Here is a 14,877-nt window from a genome sequence, read left to right on the forward strand (position 1 = left end):
AGGGGGCGCTCAGGGGGTGCCCTCCGCGGCGGGCGCGCTCCAGGCGCGCGGCGGCGGACGGCTCGGGGAAGGGGTCGGGCTGCGGGGGGCTCGGGCTCGGCGGTGCCCGGCTAGACGGCGCTGATCGGCTGGGCGCCGGTCGCCCTGCGGGCGATCTCCCGGTAGACCTCGGGATCGGTGGTGCACTCGCCGAGCCGGACCGGCTTGCGGCTGCCGTGGTAGTCGCTGGATCCGGTGGCGAGCAGGCCGTGGTCGGCGGCCAGGGCGCGCAGCCGCGCGCGGGTCGCCTCGTCGTGGTCGGTGTGGTCGACCTCCAGACCGTCCAGGCCGGCGACCGCCAGTTCGGCGATCACCGCGTCCGGCACGGTCTCGCCGCGCTTGTGGGCTCCGGGGTGCGCGAAGACGGTGACGCCGCCGGCGGCCTTCACCAGGCGGACGGCGTCGAAGGGGTCGAGTTCGTGCTTGGCGACGTAGGCGCGCCCGTCGTTGGCGAGCCACTCGCTGGTGAACGCGTCGGAGACGCTGTCCACCACGCCGGCCTCGACCATCGCCGCGGCCACGTGCGGCCGGCCGACCGAGACGCCGGGTGCCGCGGCTCCCGGCTCGCCGCCGGGGCCGGCCGGCACGCCGGCGATCCGCGCGACCTGCTCCCAGGTCACCGGCACGCCCAGCTCCTGGAGCTTGGCGACCATGCCGCGCGCCCGCGGCACCCGGTCGTCCCGGACCAGTTCGCGCTCGCGGTGCAGCTCCGGCTCAGCCGGGTCGAAGAGGTAGGCCAGCATGTGCATGCTGATGCCCTGGATGCGGCAGGACAGTTCGGCGCCGGTGACCAGCGCCAGCCCGCTGCCCCGCACGCCGGGCCCGGCCAGGGCGCGGGCCGCCTCGGCGTAACCGGCCACGGTGTCGTGGTCGGTGAGCGCGACGACGTCCAGGCCCGCGGCGGCGGCGTTGCGCACCAGCTCGGCGGGGGTGTCCGTGCCGTCGGACGCCGTGGAGTGGGTGTGCAGGTCGACGCGCACGGCACGGGCTCCAAGAGGACGGGACGGACAGGGGGACACGCGAGCGGTGATAAGGATACCGCCCGCGCACGCCTGCGATTCCCAGGGCGCAGCCCGCCTCGGCACTTACGATCCCCGGCCCCTCCGCCCTCATTCCTGGGAAGGCCCCGGTGCTGCTGCGATCAGGCGAGCAGCCGCGGCGACAATGCGCCGCAGGGCAGCAGGTCGACCTCGGCGCCGGCGTCCCGCAGGTCGGTCAGCACCAGCTCGTCGTACATCAGCAGCCCGGTCTCCTCTGGCCACACGATCGCCCACAGCCACAGCCCGCGGGCCTCGCCGGCGAAGACCACCCGGTCGTCCGGGGTCCCCTTGACGTGCCACAGCGGGGTGGGCCGGCCGGCGGCCAGCACCTTGGCGTGCGCGGGCTTGTCCACGCACATGTCGGGACCGGGGTCGGGTCCCTGGATGCCGGCGTAGCGGGCGCCGAGCCCGACGCCCAGCTCCTCGGCGACCAGCATCAGCTCTCCCGGACCCCCGAGCGGTCCGGGCCCCGAGCAGGCCACCGCGGTGGCCCGGCCCCCGCTGCGGTCGTCACCCGCGCCGGCGATGCCGGAGAACAGCCAGCCCACCGGCAGCGGCCACGGCATCCACACCGGCACATGGGAGCGGTTGACCACCACACCGAGCGCCTCCACGCTCGGCGGCACGACCGGCTGCAACGGGTGCACGGTGCCGTGCACATCGCACTGCCAGGAATCGGCGAAGAGCCCGGGCGCGCGGACCCTGCCACCGCACTTCGGGCAACTGGGTTCGCCCCTCATAACGCCCCACGGTCCTCCCGGTGCGTGCTCGCGTCAAGGACGATCACCCGTCCGGACCCAGGGTGCGCGCGGCGGACCCCGGGCGGCGGCGGCACGCGGTTCGCACCGGCGGTGACCGGCGAGATACGTGGTAGTTGCATTAGTTGGTATAGCCAACCTATTATGTGTATGTCACAACTACTTCTGTCGCCCGTCCCCACAGGCGAGAAGGGAAACGCCATGGATCACGCGGACCCCGCCACTTCCGCGGGCGACAAGGTGAGCTTCCTGCGCCAGCCGACCGCGGTGTGGGCCACCGCCGGCGCGGCGGTCGTCGCCTTCATGGGCATCGGCCTCGTCGACCCGATCCTGCCGTCCATCGCCAAGGGCCTGGACGCCACGCCGAGCCAGGTCTCGCTCCTGTTCACCAGCTACTTCCTGATCACCGCGGTGGCGATGCTGGTCACCGGCTTCGTCTCCAGCCGGATCGGCGGCCGCAAGACGCTGCTGGCCGGGCTGGCGCTGGTCGTGGTCTTCGCCGCGCTGGCCGGCACCTCGAACTCGGTCGCCGAACTGGTCGGCTTCCGGGCCGGCTGGGGCCTGGGCAACGCGCTGTTCGTCTCCACCTCGCTCGCCGTCATCGTCGGCGCCGCGAGCGGCGGCGCGGCCGCGGCGATCCTGCTCTACGAGTCGGCGCTCGGCCTCGGCATGGCCTGCGGCCCGCTGCTGGGCGCGGTGCTCGGCGACATGAAGTGGCGCTACCCGTTCTTCGGCACGGCCGTGCTGATGCTGATCGGCTTCATCGCCATCTCGCTGTTCCTCAAGGAGCAGCCCAAGCCCGCGGCCCGCACCTCGCTTCTCGACCCGATCAAGGCGCTCGGCCACGGCGGCCTCGCCTCCGCCGCCGCGTCCGCGTTCTTCTACAACTACGCGTTCTTCACGGTCCTGGCCTTCACGCCGTTCGTGCTCAACATGTCGCCGTACCGCTCCGGCGCGGTCTTCTTCGCCTGGGGCGTGCTGCTGGCGGTGTTCTCCGTGCTGGTCGCGCCGCGCCTGCAGGCCCGGTTCGGGTCGCTGACGGTGCTCGGCGGTTCCCTGGTGCTGCTCGCCGCGGACCTGGTCGTCCTCGGCTACGGCGACCACACCACCGCGATCGTCTGCACGATCGTCTCCGGCGCCCTGATCGGCGTGAACAACACCGTCTTCACCGAACTGGCGCTCGGCGTCTCGGACGCACCGCGCCCGGTGGCCAGCGCCGGCTACAACTTCGTCCGCTGGTTCGCCGCCGCCGCGGCCCCCTACCTGGCGCCGAAGATCGAGGAGTGGACCGACATCCACATCCCGTTCGTGGTCGCGGCGCTGGCCGCGCTGGCGGGCGCCGGCGTGATCGCGGTGCGCCGCCGGCACCTGACCGTCGTCCACGCCGAGGACGTCGTCGCGCAGTCGCACCCGGCGCACCACGCCGCCCCGGGTGCCGCGGCCGCCACACGCTGACCGGACGCGGTCCGGCAAGGAACGCAAGGAACAGCAGGAACAGCAGGAACCGGCGCAGCGGCAGGAACGGTCCGGCGGATCTAGTCCAGCCGGACCGGACCGCGGCGCGGGTCGCGCAGGTCGGTGCCGTGGGCCAGCCATCGCTCCTGCAGCGCGGCCGCGCCGTGCACCCGCTTCCAGGCCGCCTCGTTGGCCGTCATCGGCAGCAGCGGCAGGAAGCGCACCGGGTCCATGGGCTCGTCGAGGTCGAGATCCTCGACGAGCCCTCCGTTCTCCGCGACCAGCACCGCCGAGAAGGGCGCGCCCGGCCACAGCGGCTCGCCGACGTCCAGGGAGTTGCCGGGCGCCACCACCACGCCCTCGACCTGCGGCGACGCGGCGAGCACGGCCAGCGGGCGGAGCAGCTTGTCGGTGTCGGCGCTCCCGGCCCGCACGGTGACCACCAGTTCCGCCCGCGGTCCGCGCACGGGGTCCGCGACGGTGACGGAAAGGGGCGCCGCGAAGCGGCCCGCCGAGGAGTGGTTGTCGGGCGAGGGGCCGGCCGGGTCGGTCATGGGGTGCGCGGACATGCCCAGGGTGGCGTAACGCAGCAGGTCGCCGTCGCTGAAACGGAGTACCTCGATGCGCTCGGTCCCCAGGAAGGTCACCGCCGCCCGGGCGTCGGGTTCACCCAGTGCGGACCGCAGCCGCGCCTCCACCAGTGCCAGGACTTCTGCCATAGGGCGAGCATAGAACGCGTAAGAATGACGCAAAGGCGAGCGGTACCCCCGTGCGGGCTTGATAAAGTGGAGCGTTCACGCAAGTGATCCCCTAGCGGGGAACGGCTGGAGGAGGTGGGACTGACATGGATCGAAGTCGACCGTGCAGTACCGGCAGCTCTTCCGCGTATCGCCGACCCGCATCCTGAGCCCCCGCGTTCCATACCCGGCTGTCCTGCCCTGAAACGCGTGTCGCCCCCGGCTTGCCCGCGGCTGTCTCCGCGGCGGAAGAGCGCCCTGAACTGCAGGTGATCAACCTGTCCTGATCAGCATTTCAGTGCGGCGTGAAGCCGTCGGCCAGTCCGTGAAGGAGCTTGCCATGTCGATGATCCGCGATCTGCGCGCTGTCGTTCGCCCCACCCTGCGCAAGTCCCCGGCGTCCTACGACTACGGCCCGGCCCAGGACCCCGCCGCCACCAGCGCCGTCGTCGACTGCGCCGTGTACCGCGACGGCGTGCGCTGCAGCGACAGCATCAGCCTGCGCGACGCCCTGGACAACGTGCGCGCCGGCCGCCCCGCGGAGAGTTGCGACGGCGCCAACGGATTCGTGTGGATCGGCCTGCACGAGCCCACCGAGCAGGAGTTCGCGGGCATCGCCGAGGCGTTCGGACTGCACCCGCTGGCCGTCGAGGACGCCGTGCACGCCCACCAGCGGCCGAAGCTGGAGCGGTACGACGACTCGCTGTTCACCGTCTTCAAGACCATCCGCTACGTCGAGCACGCCGAACTCACCGCGACCAGCGAGGTGGTGGAGAGCGGCGAGGTGATGGTCTTCACCGGCCGGTACTTCGTCATCACCGTGCGGCACGGCGGCCACGGCTCGCTGCGGGCGCTGCGGCACCGCCTCGAGGACGACCCCGAGCTGCTCGCCAAGGGCCCGTCGGCCGTGCTGCACGCCATCGCCGACCAGGTCGTCGACGACTACCTCGCGGTCACCGAGGCGGTGCAGGACGACATCGACGAGGTGGAGATCGACGTCTTCTCCGCCGGCAACGGCAAGACCTCGCGCGGCGGCGACGCCGGACGGATCTACCAACTCAAGCGCGAGGTACTGGAGTTCAAGCGCGCTGTGTCCCCGCTGCTGCGGCCGATGCAGATGCTGGGCGAGCGGCCGATGCGGCTGATCGACCCGGAGATCCAGAAGTACTTCCGGGACGTCGCCGACCACGTGGCCCGGGTGCACGAGCAGGTCACCGGCTTCGACGACCTGCTCAACTCCATCCTGCAGGCCAACCTCGCGCAGGCGACCGTGGTGCAGAACGAGGACATGCGTAAGATCACCGCGTGGGCGGCGATCCTGGCCGTGCCGACGATGATCACCGGCGTGTACGGGATGAACTTCAAGCACATGCCCGAACTGGGCTGGCGGTACGGCTACCCGGTCGTGCTCGCCGCGATCCTGGCCATCTGCTTCGCCATCCACCGCGGCTTCCGCCGCAACGGCTGGCTCTGACGCCGGCGCCGGACGTCCGGCGCGTGCCGGACGGTGCGCGCTACCCGGCCGGCTCGGCCCCGGCGGCCTCGGAAAGGTCGGCGGTCCCGGCGGCCCCGCCAGGGTCGGCGTTCTGGCCGGCGTCGTTCCTGCGGTCGGCGAGGACGACCAGGGCCAGGCCCGCCAGGATGACCGCGAGCGCCGGGTAGGCGGCGGCCGGCGGGGTCTGGCCCAGCCACAGCCCGGCGATCAGCGCGGCCCCCGGGGTCTCCAGCAGGATCGCGGTGGAGACCGTGGACGGTCCGAGCCCGCGCACCACCCGGTTGAACAGCGAGTGCCCGAGCAGCTGCGCGACCACGGTCAGCGCGGCGATCTTCAGCCACGTCCGGCCGTCGTACCCGCCGAGCGCGGAGCCGGACACCAGGCAGGCGCCGAGCAGCGCCAGCGCGGTCGTGGAGTAGCAGACGTAGGTGTACGCGGTGGTGCTCGTGGTCCGCCGCACCGCCGAGCCGAGCAGCATGTAGACGGACGCCGCCAGGCCGGCCCCCAGCGCGAGCGCGTCGCCGGCCAGGGCGCGGGTGTCGGTGGACAGGTCGATGCCGGTGAGCAGCAGCACCCCGGCCAGGGCCAGCGTGGTGCCCGCCCAGGCCAGGCCGGGCGGGCGGTGGCCGCGCATGCGCAGGATCACCATGGTCCACATCGGGGTGGTGGTGACCAGCGCCGTGGAGGTGGCGACGGACGTCATGCCCAGGCTCGGCAGCCACAGGCCGAAGTGCAGGGCCAGCAGCACGCCGGAGCCCATGGACAGCAGCAGCCCGCGGCGGCCCATCCCCCGCAGCTCGGCGCGGTGCCGCCACAGCGCGACCGGGCTGAGCACCCCGACCGCCATGGCGTTGCGCCAGAACGCGATGGCCAGCGCGGGTGCGGCGATCGACGCGATGAGCGGCGCCGACGTCGACACCCCGCAGACGGCGACCGCGAGCAGCGCGAAGTCCGGCGTCCGGCCCGGCGTACCGGCCGGCGCGGGCGCGGCCGGGACCGCGGCGGGGCGGGCGTCGGCGCGCTGCGGGGCGGTCACGGTGCTCCTTGTCGTGGGAAGTCGGCGGGCGTCGGGGAGTCGTCCGGGCGTCGCGGGGCCCCGCGGGTGCGGGCCGGAGTGCCCAGAGTAAGGCGCGTGGACCGCCCGAGCGCCTGTCGTCCCAGGGCGCGGACGCCGCTCGCCCAGGGCCAGGCCCGGGAGCTCGCTGACGGGCAGCGCGGGTTCCCGTCCACCGGGCCCGGGCGGGCCGGGCAGGAGGGGCCGGGCAGGGCCTAGGGTGGGCTCCATGAGTGACGCGCTGACCGCCCTCGTCGAGGAGGCGACCAAGAAGTCCGGCCTGGTCTGGGTGAACGGGCAGGCGCTGTGGCACGCCTGGGTGGACGGGGCGATGGTGGTCGTCGGCGGGCCCGGCGAGCAGCCGCTGCCGGACCTGCGGGACGGCGGCGCGGCCGAGGTGACGGTGCGCAGCAAGGACAAGGGCGGCCGCCTGGTGTCCTGGCCGGCCCGGGTGAGCCTGCTCGCGCCCGGCAGCGAGGCGTGGCAGGCCGCCGCCGCCGAGTTGAAGGGCAAGCGCCTCAACTCCCCCGACGGCGAGGGCATCGTCGACCGCTGGGCCCGGGAGTGCACGCTGTTCCGGCTGGCGCCGGCCGGCTCGCCCGCCGAGCACCCGGGTGCGATGCCGGACGGCTCGGGCGCCGCGCCGCCGCCGCCGAGCGACGCCGTCACCCGGCGGCCGATCCCCGCGGGCCTGCCGCGGCTGCTGGCCCGCCGCGGCCGCCGCTGACCGGCTGCCTCACCGACCGGCCGCTTCACTGACCGGCGGCGCTGACCGGCGCTCGCTGACCGGGCATTGCTCACCGGCCGCCGCTGACCGGCCGTCGCGAGGTCCCGGTCACCGCGGAGTTCGCTGCGGGCGGCCCCGGGGGCCCGGCCCGAGTCCTGCGGCTACTTCTTCGACGCGGTCGGCGTGGGCGTGGCGCCCACGGTGGAGCCGTAGTCGACGACGGCGTCCTTGGCCGGCGCGTTGAGCACGACGTCCTGCCCCCAGTCGGACAGCGTCAGCGTGCCCGTGTCGGCGACCCGCTGGTAGCGCAGCGGGTACGGGGTGCCCACGAGCGAGACCTCCAGGGAGCCGCCCTTGGAGCCCTTCAGCGTGATCGTCTTCACGTCGTCGACCTTGCCGTGGTCGCCGACCGAGACCGAGCCGTCGAGCAGGAACAGGTCGCCGAGCAGCAGCTTCTTGTCGGTCAGGCCGCTGAACTGCCGGTAGGCCGGATCGCCGGAGGGCACCTTGACGAACTTGCCGTTGAGCTTGGCCGCGGCGGCCTGGCTGTCCTTGTCGTCGCCGCTGCCGTAGAACGACGCGCCGGCCTTCAGGTAGAGGTCGGTGCCGATCCGCAGCAGCTGGAAGGTGCTGCCCTTGGTGGTGACCTCGCCGACCCCGCCCTTGTCGCTCAGCCGCATGTCCAGCCGGTAGCTCTGGCCGACGCTGACGACGGTGCCGGACAGCCGGACCGTCTGCGCGGCCGTCGCGGCCGCCTTGGCCTGCTGCTCGATCGTCTCCGCGGGTAGCTTGGCCACGCCGTTCGTCCCGGCGTCGGGGTTGCCGCCGCCCATCCCCAGGCAGCCGCTGAGCAGGGCGCCGGTGCCGAGTACTCCGAGAGCGGCGGCGAGGGTCCTGCGGCCGTGTGTCACGGGTTCTCGTCCTCCTGCGGGGGTCCTGCGGGGCCTGCGGCGAAGGGCCGGGCCCTCGCGAAGCTACCGCACGCTACCCCGGCAGAGCATCCCGCGCGGCGGCCAAGATCGCCCCGGAGTAGCCTGGCGACGGATGTGCAGTGGAGCGGAGCGGCCCTCCGCGGGCCCGGGAGGAGGCACCCGATGGTCGCCGGCGCCCCCCGGGTCTTCGTCTCCCATCTGTCCGGTATCGCCGTCTTCGACCCCAATGGCGACCAGGTGGGCCGGGTCCGCGACGTCGTCGTGATGCTCCGCGTCGGCGGGCGCCCGCCGCGGGTGCTGGGCATGGTCGTCGAGGTGGTCGGCCGGCGCCGGATCTTCCTGCCGATGACCCGGGTGACCGGCGTGGAGTCCGGCCAGGTCATCACCACCGGCGTGCTGAACATGCGGCGGTTCGAGCAGCGGCCCACCGAGACGCTGGTGCTCGGCGAGCTGCTGGACCGCCGGGTGCGCCTGGTCGACCCCGACGCCCCGGCCGGCGCGAGCGCGGGACCGGGCTCGGGATCAGGTGCCGGCGCGGACGGCGCGGAGGCCGGCGAGGAGGTCACGGTGCTCGACGTGGCCATGGTGCAGCTGCCGGCCCGCCGCGACTGGGAGATCGACAAGGTCTTCGTGCGCCGCGGCAAGACCGGGGCGCTGCGCCGCAAAGGGGAGACGCTGACCGTCGACTGGTCGGCGGTGACCGGGTTCCGGCTGCCCGAGGAGGGCCAGGGCGCGGAGAACCTGGTGGCCACCTTCGAGCAGCTGCGCCCCGCGGACCTGGCGAACGTCCTGCACCACCTGTCGCCCAAGCGCCGCGGCGAGGTCGCCGCCGCGCTCGACGACGACCGGCTGGCCGACGTGCTGGAGGAGCTGCCGGACGACGACCAGGTGGAGATCCTCAGCAAGCTGAAGGAGGAGCGGGCCGCCGACGTCCTGGAGGCGATGGACCCGGACGACGCCGCCGACCTGCTGGCGGAGCTGCCGGACGAGGAGCAGGAGCGGCTGCTCGCCCTGATGCAACCGCAGGACGCGGCGGGCATGCGGCGGCTGCTGTCGTACGAGGAGCGCACGGCGGGCGGGCTGATGACCACCGAGCCGATCGTGCTGCGGCCGGACGCCACGGTCGCCGACGCGCTGGCCAGGATCCGCAACCCCGACCTGTCCCCCGCGCTGGCGGCGCAGGTGTACGTGACGCGACCGCCGGACGAGACGCCCACCGGCAAGTACCTGGGCCTGGTGCACTTCCAGCGGCTGCTGCGCGACCCGCCGTTCACCCTGCTCGGCTCGATCGTGGACACCGATCTGCAACCGCTGACGCCCGAGACCGCTCTTCCAGCCGTGACGAGCTTCCTTGCCACCTACAACATGATCTCCGCGCCGGTGGTGGACGCCGGCGGCTCCCTGCTGGGCGCGGTCACCGTCGACGACGTGCTGGACCACCTGCTGCCCGAGGACTGGCGGGAGCGGGACCTGCACGGCGCGGCGGGCGGCGCACAGGGCCAGGGCCGCGACGAGGCGGACGGCGACTCCGGCCGCGAGGCGGCGGACGCCGACGAGGCGGCGCGGGGCCCGAGGGAGGTCCCCGATGGCGGCTGAGGACCGGGCCCGGCAGCCCGCCGGGGCGACCGCCACCGGGCGGCCGCGGACGCGGCTGGACCAGCCGCGCGCCCCCCGCCGCAGCCTGCTGCCCAGCTACGACCCCGAGGCGTTCGGCAACTTCTCGGAGCGGATCGCGCGCTTCCTGGGCACCGGGCGGTTCATCGTCTGGATGACCGCGGTCATCATCCTGTGGGTGCTGTGGAACGTCTTCGCGCCGCGCCTGCTGCGGTTCGACGAGTACCCGTTCATCTTCCTGACCCTGGCGCTCTCGCTGCAGGCGTCCTACGCGGCGCCGCTGATCCTGCTGGCGCAGAACCGGCAGGACGACCGGGACCGGGTGAACCTGGAGCAGGACCGCAAGCAGGACGAGCGCAGCATCGCCGACACCGAGTACCTGACCCGCGAGGTGGCCGCGCTGCGGGTGGGCCTGGGCGAGGTCGCCACCCGCGACTGGATCCGCTCGGAACTGCAGGACCTGCTCAAGGAGATCGACGGCCGGGCCGACGGCCGGCCGCACGCGCGGGCCGAGCGCAGGGCGGACGGCAGGCCCCCGGGCCAGCAGGCCGCGCCCCGTGACGAAGGAGACGGCCGGGGCCGCTGATCCGCCCCCCGGCACCGCCGTACCATCAACCTATGGCTACCTCCACCCCCGCAGGGCCCGCCCGGGATGTGCCTCCGGGCAGCACCCCGACCGACGAGGCGGTGCGTGCCGCGCTCGCCACCGTGAACGACCCGGAGATCCACAAGCCGATCACCGAGCTGGGCATGGTGAAGTCCGTGGACATCGCCGCGGACGGCACGGTCGCGGTCACCGTCTATCTGACGGTCTCCGGCTGTCCGATGCGGGACGAGATCACCGGCCGGGTCAGCACCGCGGTGGAAAAGGTCCCGGGCGTCACCGGCGTGCGGGTCTCGCTGGACGTGATGAGCGACGAGCAGCGGCGCGAGCTGGCCTCCTCCCTGCGCGGCGGCCAGGCCGAGCGCGAGATCCCGTTCGCCCAGCCCGGCTCGCTGACCCGGGTGTACGCGGTCGCGTCCGGCAAGGGCGGCGTCGGCAAGTCCTCGGTGACCGTCAACCTGGCCGCCGCGATGGCCGCGGACGGGCTGAAGGTCGGCGTCGTGGACGCGGACATCTACGGCCACAGCGTGCCGCGGATGCTCGGCGTGGACGGGCGGCCCACCCAGGTCGAGAACATGATCATGCCGCCCGCGGCGAACGGCGTGAAGGTCATCTCCATCGGCATGTTCACCCCGGGCAACGCCCCCGTGGTGTGGCGCGGCCCGATGCTGCACCGCGCGCTGCAGCAGTTCCTGGCCGACGTGTACTGGGGCGACCTGGACGTGCTGCTGCTGGACCTGCCGCCCGGCACCGGCGACATCGCGATCTCCGTCGCCCAGCTGGTGCCGAACGCGGAGATCCTGGTGGTCACCACCCCGCAGCAGGCGGCGGCCGAGGTCGCCGAGCGCGCCGGGTCGATCGCGGTGCAGACGCACCAGAAGATCGTCGGCGTGGTGGAGAACATGTCGGGCATGCCGTGCCCGCACTGCGACGAGATCGTGGACGTCTTCGGCACCGGCGGCGGCGACCGGGTCGCCGAGGGCCTGACCCGCACCACCGGCGCCACCGTCCCCGTCCTCGGGCGCATCCCGATCGACGTGCGGCTGCGCGAGGGCGGCGACGACGGCCGCCCGGTGGCCGTCTCGAACCCCGACTCCCCCGCCGGTGCCGCGCTGCGCACCATCGCCGGCAAGCTCGGCGGCCGGGCCCGGGGCCTGGCCGGGATGTCGCTCGGGATCACCCCGCGCAACAAGTTCTGACGCGCCCCCGCGCGCGCCCCTGAAGGGCCCGTGAAGGGCCCGGCAGGCGCCGCGGGGCCCGGAACGCACCGGTGCCCCCACTCCTGAGGGAGCGGGGGCACCGGTGCGTTCTGCGGGCCTTCAGGCCGCGTACAGGGACAGGTCGCGCACCACGCTGAGCGCGAGCCCGTAGGCGGACATCCCGCGGCCGTACGCGCCGAGGTGGACGCCGCGGGCGGCGCCGGCCATCACCCAGCCGTACTCGGACTCGCGGTAGTGGAACGGGGTCGGCTCGCCGTCCACGGGCAGGGTGAGCGCCGACCAGCCGGGGCCGGCCAGGTCGTCCGCGAGCTCCCAGGCGGTGGCGGTCTGCTGGTCCATCCAGTCCTGCCGCAGCGCCCGCTCCATGTGCGTGGGCCAGGTGCACGACAGCAGGCCGGAGCCGGCCAGCCAGGCGGCCGTGGTGACCGAGGTGGCCTCCAGCACGCCGGTGCCGTCGGCGCTGCGCCGTCCGGGCCGCCGGGCGACCGTGACGACCACGGCGAACCGCTGCCCCTCGGGGTCGGCGGCCTCGGCCTTCAGCGACGGCTCGTCCCCGTGCCCTATCGAGCCGTGTTCGACGGTGCCGTCGGCGCTGACGCCCACCGCACCCAGCCAGCGGCGTCCGGTGAACGCACCGTCCAGTCCGTACCAAGGGAAGTCGGCCATCAAGTAGCCGTCGACCGCCCCCGATGCAGTGTCGGTCCTCGTCTCCATACGGGTCGCGCCTCCTCCATGCCCTTCTGGGCGACTCGCCATCTTGCCCGACCCTGGGTGGGTTCGGGGGCCGAAACGGCGCGGGGTGACGGCGAACACACGCCCAAAGCTCACTCTATGGGGTGAAAAGGCGCCATGAAGTTGACGTCGGACGCGGCCTCCCCGGCAGGTGCCGGGGCCGCGCTCCGGGGCGGATCAGGTCGCGTCGGAGTCGAACGGCGGGGCCTCGCCCGGGTCCAGCTTGTCGCGCTTGGTCAGCCGGTCCGGGGTGCCCGTCGCGGCGGCCGGGGCCGGGGTGCCCGGCTCGACGCCGTTCACCGCGTCGGTGACGTCGCGCATGTCCTTGCGCAGGTCGGTGACCTCGGCCATCTCCTTGCGCAGATCCAGGCTGTCCCGCAGGTCCTTGAGCTCGTTGAGCCCGTACTCGTCCTCGCCGTCCTTCATCAGGTTCTTCTTGATGAAGGTCTTGGGGTTGAGGTCCTCGAACTCGAAGTCCTTGAACTCCGGACCCAGCTCCCGGCGGATGTCCTCCTTGGCGCTGTCGGAGAACTCCCGCACCTTTCGGATGAAGGCCATCGTGTCCTGGATGACCTTCGGCAGTTTGTCCGGGCCGAAGACGAGGACGGCAAGGACGACGATCGCGACCAGCTCCAGCGGGCCTATGTCGAAGAACACCTTGCAGCTCCTTGGTCGTCCACAGCCGGCTGGGCAGGGTCCGGCGGACTTTACGGTACCTGCCCACACCGGCGACGCGGGAGTGGGTGCGGCCAACAGGATGCCGACCAGTATCCAGCCTCGGGGTGAAGCGGGGCCTGCGAACTCAGTGCAACACGACGGAGGAATGCGACGTCAGGGGTACGGAGGTGGCCGATGCGGCCGACGCCGCCACGACCGGAGCACGCCGACTCGGCGCGTCGCGGGCGTCCAGGACTCCGCGCGGATTGACCCCGCGGGTGTCGCCGACCGTGCTGGTGTCGGCGGTCAGCGGGCTGACCGCGGGTCCGTCGTCGGGACGTGCGCCGCCGTCGACCGCGGCCTCCATGGGCAGCGCGGTGCCGATGGCGATAGCCGCCAGCGAGAACGCGCCGGCCGCCGCGAAGGCGATCCGTCGGCCGCGGGATGCCGCCGCCGTACCCGAACCGGACGGGGCAGCACGCTCCTCCGGGTCCGGGACGACGGGGGCGACGGCCCTGGTCGGCTGGTGGATGCGGAAACCGCGCGACCGCGAGCCTACGGGCGCGGTCAGGTCGCGACCGGGGCCGAGATAGGAGTACCCCCCGCGCCGCCCGGAGCCGAACACACCGGACCCCAGCAGACCGCCGTCGAACGGGCCGCGGCGCTCTTCCGAAGCCGGGGGCATGCCCTGGTCACCGGGCAGGTCACGGGAGCCGTCGTCGTCGCCCGGGCCGTCGCCACCCATGCCGGGCAGGCCCTGCAGACGGGCCAGCAGCCCGGCCGATATGGCAGGCAGCTCCGAGGCCGCGACGACGCTCTTGAGCCGCCGCTGCTCGGCGGCGGCCGTCTTGCACTGCGGGCAGGTCGCCAGATGGGCGAGTACCCGGTCCCGGCTGTCGTCGGTCAGTTCGCCGTCGACGAACGCGGACAGCCGGTCGCCAAGATGCTGCTCGGCGGGCGCGGAACGCTGGGTGCGTTGGGGACGCTGCTCGCCGGAACCGCTGCTGCTCACTCTCTCCCGCCCTCCAGGCCAGGTTTGCGTGCGGTGGCAGCGAACGCCGGGGCCTGCTGAGCGGCAGCGGGGGCCCGGTGCTCCAGAGCTTTGCGCAGGTGCGAGCGGCCGCGGTGGATGCGGCTGCGCACCGTGCCCAGCTTCACGCCGAGGGTGGCGGCGATCTCCTCGTACGACAGCCCCTCGATGTCGCAGAGCACCACCGCGGCACGGAACTCCGGTGCGAGGGTGTCCAGCGCCTGCTGGACGTCCGCGTCGAAGTGGGTGTCGTTGAAGTGCTGCGCCGGGGACGGCTCACGGCTGGGCAGCCGCTCCGCCGCGTCGTCGCCGAGGGCGTCGAACCGGATCCGCTGGCGGCGCCGCACCATGTCCAGGAACAGATTGGTGGTGATGCGGTGCAGCCAGCCCTCGAACGTGCCGGGCGTGTAGGTGGACAGGGACCGGAAGACCCGCACGAAGACCTCCTGAGTGAGGTCCTCCGCGTCGTGCTGGTTGCCGGTCAGCCGGTAGGCCAGCCGGTACACCCGGGCACTGTGCGTACTGACGATCTCCTCCCAGGAGGGAGGTGTCCACGTCGGCGCGTCCCCGTCGGCGAAGGTCGCGGTGGCGGGGTTCGCGTCGGCGGAGACGGTGTCGCGTGAACGGTCGTCATCAGCAGTCTTGGTCACGGATTCGGGCTGTCCGGCCGACCTGCGGAAGCGCGCAAGCACTCCCCGGTGGTCACCGGCCGCAGCCGCACCTCCCCTGTCGGCTCTGGTGGTGTCCAGTAGAGCCCCTACCATATCCACCTCGCCCGTTAGC

Annotated in this window: 15 protein-coding genes; 6 read left to right on the top strand and 9 right to left on the bottom strand. The window is 73.3% G+C overall.

Annotated features, from left to right (window positions below):
- Positions 1-110 precede the first annotated feature (110 nt).
- Positions 111-1,019, bottom strand: a complete 909-nt coding sequence (locus ACH4TG_RS30335) for a PHP domain-containing protein (RefSeq protein ID WP_398245781.1) — start codon at positions 1,017-1,019, stop codon at positions 111-113.
- Positions 1,020-1,180: 161 nt separating this feature from the next.
- The gene (locus ACH4TG_RS30340; protein WP_398245782.1) at positions 1,181-1,819 is read right to left on the bottom strand and encodes a DUF6758 family protein; all 639 of its coding nucleotides are present in this window, start codon (positions 1,817-1,819) and stop codon (positions 1,181-1,183) included.
- A gap of 219 nt (positions 1,820-2,038) precedes the next feature.
- On the opposite strand from ACH4TG_RS30340, the gene ACH4TG_RS30345 reads away from it, so the two are divergent.
- Positions 2,039-3,292: an MFS transporter gene (locus ACH4TG_RS30345; RefSeq protein WP_398245783.1), complete on the top strand. Its 1,254-nt coding sequence runs from the start codon at positions 2,039-2,041 to the stop codon at positions 3,290-3,292.
- Between the two features lie 80 nt (positions 3,293-3,372).
- Here the strand turns inward: ACH4TG_RS30345 and ACH4TG_RS30350 are convergent, their stop codons facing one another.
- The gene (locus ACH4TG_RS30350; protein WP_398245784.1) at positions 3,373-4,011 is read right to left on the bottom strand and encodes a suppressor of fused domain protein; all 639 of its coding nucleotides are present in this window, start codon (positions 4,009-4,011) and stop codon (positions 3,373-3,375) included.
- 358 nt (positions 4,012-4,369) lie between these two features.
- Between ACH4TG_RS30350 and ACH4TG_RS30355 the strand changes: the two genes are divergently transcribed.
- Positions 4,370-5,503 (top strand): magnesium and cobalt transport protein CorA, encoded by a 1,134-nt coding sequence (locus ACH4TG_RS30355; RefSeq protein ID WP_398245785.1) that lies wholly within the window; start codon positions 4,370-4,372, stop codon positions 5,501-5,503.
- Between the two features lie 40 nt (positions 5,504-5,543).
- Here the strand turns inward: ACH4TG_RS30355 and ACH4TG_RS30360 are convergent, their stop codons facing one another.
- Positions 5,544-6,560: a DMT family transporter gene (locus ACH4TG_RS30360; protein WP_398245786.1), complete on the bottom strand. Its 1,017-nt coding sequence runs from the start codon at positions 6,558-6,560 to the stop codon at positions 5,544-5,546.
- 247 nt (positions 6,561-6,807) lie between these two features.
- Between ACH4TG_RS30360 and ACH4TG_RS30365 the strand changes: the two genes are divergently transcribed.
- Positions 6,808-7,305, top strand: a complete 498-nt coding sequence (locus tag ACH4TG_RS30365) for a hypothetical protein (protein ID WP_398245787.1) — start codon at positions 6,808-6,810, stop codon at positions 7,303-7,305.
- Positions 7,306-7,466: 161 nt separating this feature from the next.
- Here the strand turns inward: ACH4TG_RS30365 and ACH4TG_RS30370 are convergent, their stop codons facing one another.
- Positions 7,467-8,216, bottom strand: coding sequence for a hypothetical protein (locus ACH4TG_RS30370; RefSeq protein ID WP_398245788.1), 750 nt, complete (start codon positions 8,214-8,216; stop codon positions 7,467-7,469).
- A gap of 183 nt (positions 8,217-8,399) precedes the next feature.
- Here ACH4TG_RS30370 and ACH4TG_RS30375 point away from each other — a divergent pair, with 183 nt between their 5' ends.
- The 3 genes from ACH4TG_RS30375 to ACH4TG_RS30385 are packed head-to-tail and all read left to right on the top strand — an operon-like array spanning position 8,400 to position 11,654.
- Positions 8,400-9,833, top strand: a complete 1,434-nt coding sequence (locus tag ACH4TG_RS30375; protein WP_398245789.1) for a magnesium transporter MgtE N-terminal domain-containing protein — start codon at positions 8,400-8,402, stop codon at positions 9,831-9,833.
- Positions 9,823-10,437, top strand: coding sequence for a DUF1003 domain-containing protein (locus ACH4TG_RS30380; protein ID WP_398245790.1), 615 nt, complete (start codon positions 9,823-9,825; stop codon positions 10,435-10,437). Before ACH4TG_RS30375 ends, ACH4TG_RS30380 begins: the two co-directional genes overlap by 11 nt.
- Before the next feature lie 32 nt (positions 10,438-10,469).
- Positions 10,470-11,654, top strand: coding sequence for an Mrp/NBP35 family ATP-binding protein (locus tag ACH4TG_RS30385; protein ID WP_398245791.1), 1,185 nt, complete (start codon positions 10,470-10,472; stop codon positions 11,652-11,654).
- Between the two features lie 120 nt (positions 11,655-11,774).
- On the opposite strand, the gene ACH4TG_RS30390 is transcribed toward ACH4TG_RS30385, so the two are convergent.
- From ACH4TG_RS30390 to sigE, 4 genes are all read right to left on the bottom strand, one after another.
- A complete protein-coding gene (locus ACH4TG_RS30390) occupies positions 11,775-12,389 on the bottom strand; it encodes a hypothetical protein (protein WP_398245792.1) in 615 nt (204 codons plus the stop codon).
- A 195-nt stretch (positions 12,390-12,584) separates the two neighbouring features.
- Positions 12,585-13,064: a sec-independent translocase gene (locus tag ACH4TG_RS30395; protein ID WP_398245793.1), complete on the bottom strand. Its 480-nt coding sequence runs from the start codon at positions 13,062-13,064 to the stop codon at positions 12,585-12,587.
- A 145-nt stretch (positions 13,065-13,209) separates the two neighbouring features.
- Positions 13,210-14,076, bottom strand: a complete 867-nt coding sequence (locus tag ACH4TG_RS30400; protein WP_398245794.1) for an anti-sigma factor family protein — start codon at positions 14,074-14,076, stop codon at positions 13,210-13,212.
- Positions 14,073-14,858 carry an RNA polymerase sigma factor SigE gene (gene sigE / locus ACH4TG_RS30405; RefSeq protein ID WP_398245795.1) on the bottom strand — a complete coding sequence of 262 codons (786 nt, stop codon included), beginning with the start codon at positions 14,856-14,858 and terminating at the stop codon, positions 14,073-14,075. The genes ACH4TG_RS30400 and sigE overlap by 4 nt, the downstream gene beginning before the upstream one ends.
- Positions 14,859-14,877 lie beyond the last annotated feature (19 nt).

The organism is Streptomyces sp. NPDC020917 (genome assembly GCF_044333795.1).
Lineage (GTDB): Bacteria > Actinomycetota > Actinomycetes > Streptomycetales > Streptomycetaceae > Actinacidiphila.

What these genes read in the sequence shown, in the direction of transcription:
- ACH4TG_RS30385 (WP_398245791.1), top strand. Translation starts at nt 10,470, where the DNA reads ATGGCTACCTCCACCCCCGCAGGGCCCGCCCGGGATGTGCCTCCGGGC.
- ACH4TG_RS30390 (WP_398245792.1), bottom strand. Translation starts at nt 12,389, where the DNA reads ATGGAGACGAGGACCGACACTGCATCGGGGGCGGTCGACGGCTACTTG.
- ACH4TG_RS30345 (WP_398245783.1), top strand. Translation starts at nt 2,039, where the DNA reads ATGGATCACGCGGACCCCGCCACTTCCGCGGGCGACAAGGTGAGCTTC.
- ACH4TG_RS30365 (WP_398245787.1), top strand. Translation starts at nt 6,808, where the DNA reads ATGAGTGACGCGCTGACCGCCCTCGTCGAGGAGGCGACCAAGAAGTCC.
- ACH4TG_RS30375 (WP_398245789.1), top strand. Translation starts at nt 8,400, where the DNA reads ATGGTCGCCGGCGCCCCCCGGGTCTTCGTCTCCCATCTGTCCGGTATC.
- sigE (WP_398245795.1), bottom strand. Translation starts at nt 14,858, where the DNA reads ATGGTAGGGGCTCTACTGGACACCACCAGAGCCGACAGGGGAGGTGCG.
- ACH4TG_RS30355 (WP_398245785.1), top strand. Translation starts at nt 4,370, where the DNA reads ATGTCGATGATCCGCGATCTGCGCGCTGTCGTTCGCCCCACCCTGCGC.
- ACH4TG_RS30350 (WP_398245784.1), bottom strand. Translation starts at nt 4,011, where the DNA reads ATGGCAGAAGTCCTGGCACTGGTGGAGGCGCGGCTGCGGTCCGCACTG.
- ACH4TG_RS30340 (WP_398245782.1), bottom strand. Translation starts at nt 1,819, where the DNA reads ATGAGGGGCGAACCCAGTTGCCCGAAGTGCGGTGGCAGGGTCCGCGCG.
- ACH4TG_RS30380 (WP_398245790.1), top strand. Translation starts at nt 9,823, where the DNA reads ATGGCGGCTGAGGACCGGGCCCGGCAGCCCGCCGGGGCGACCGCCACC.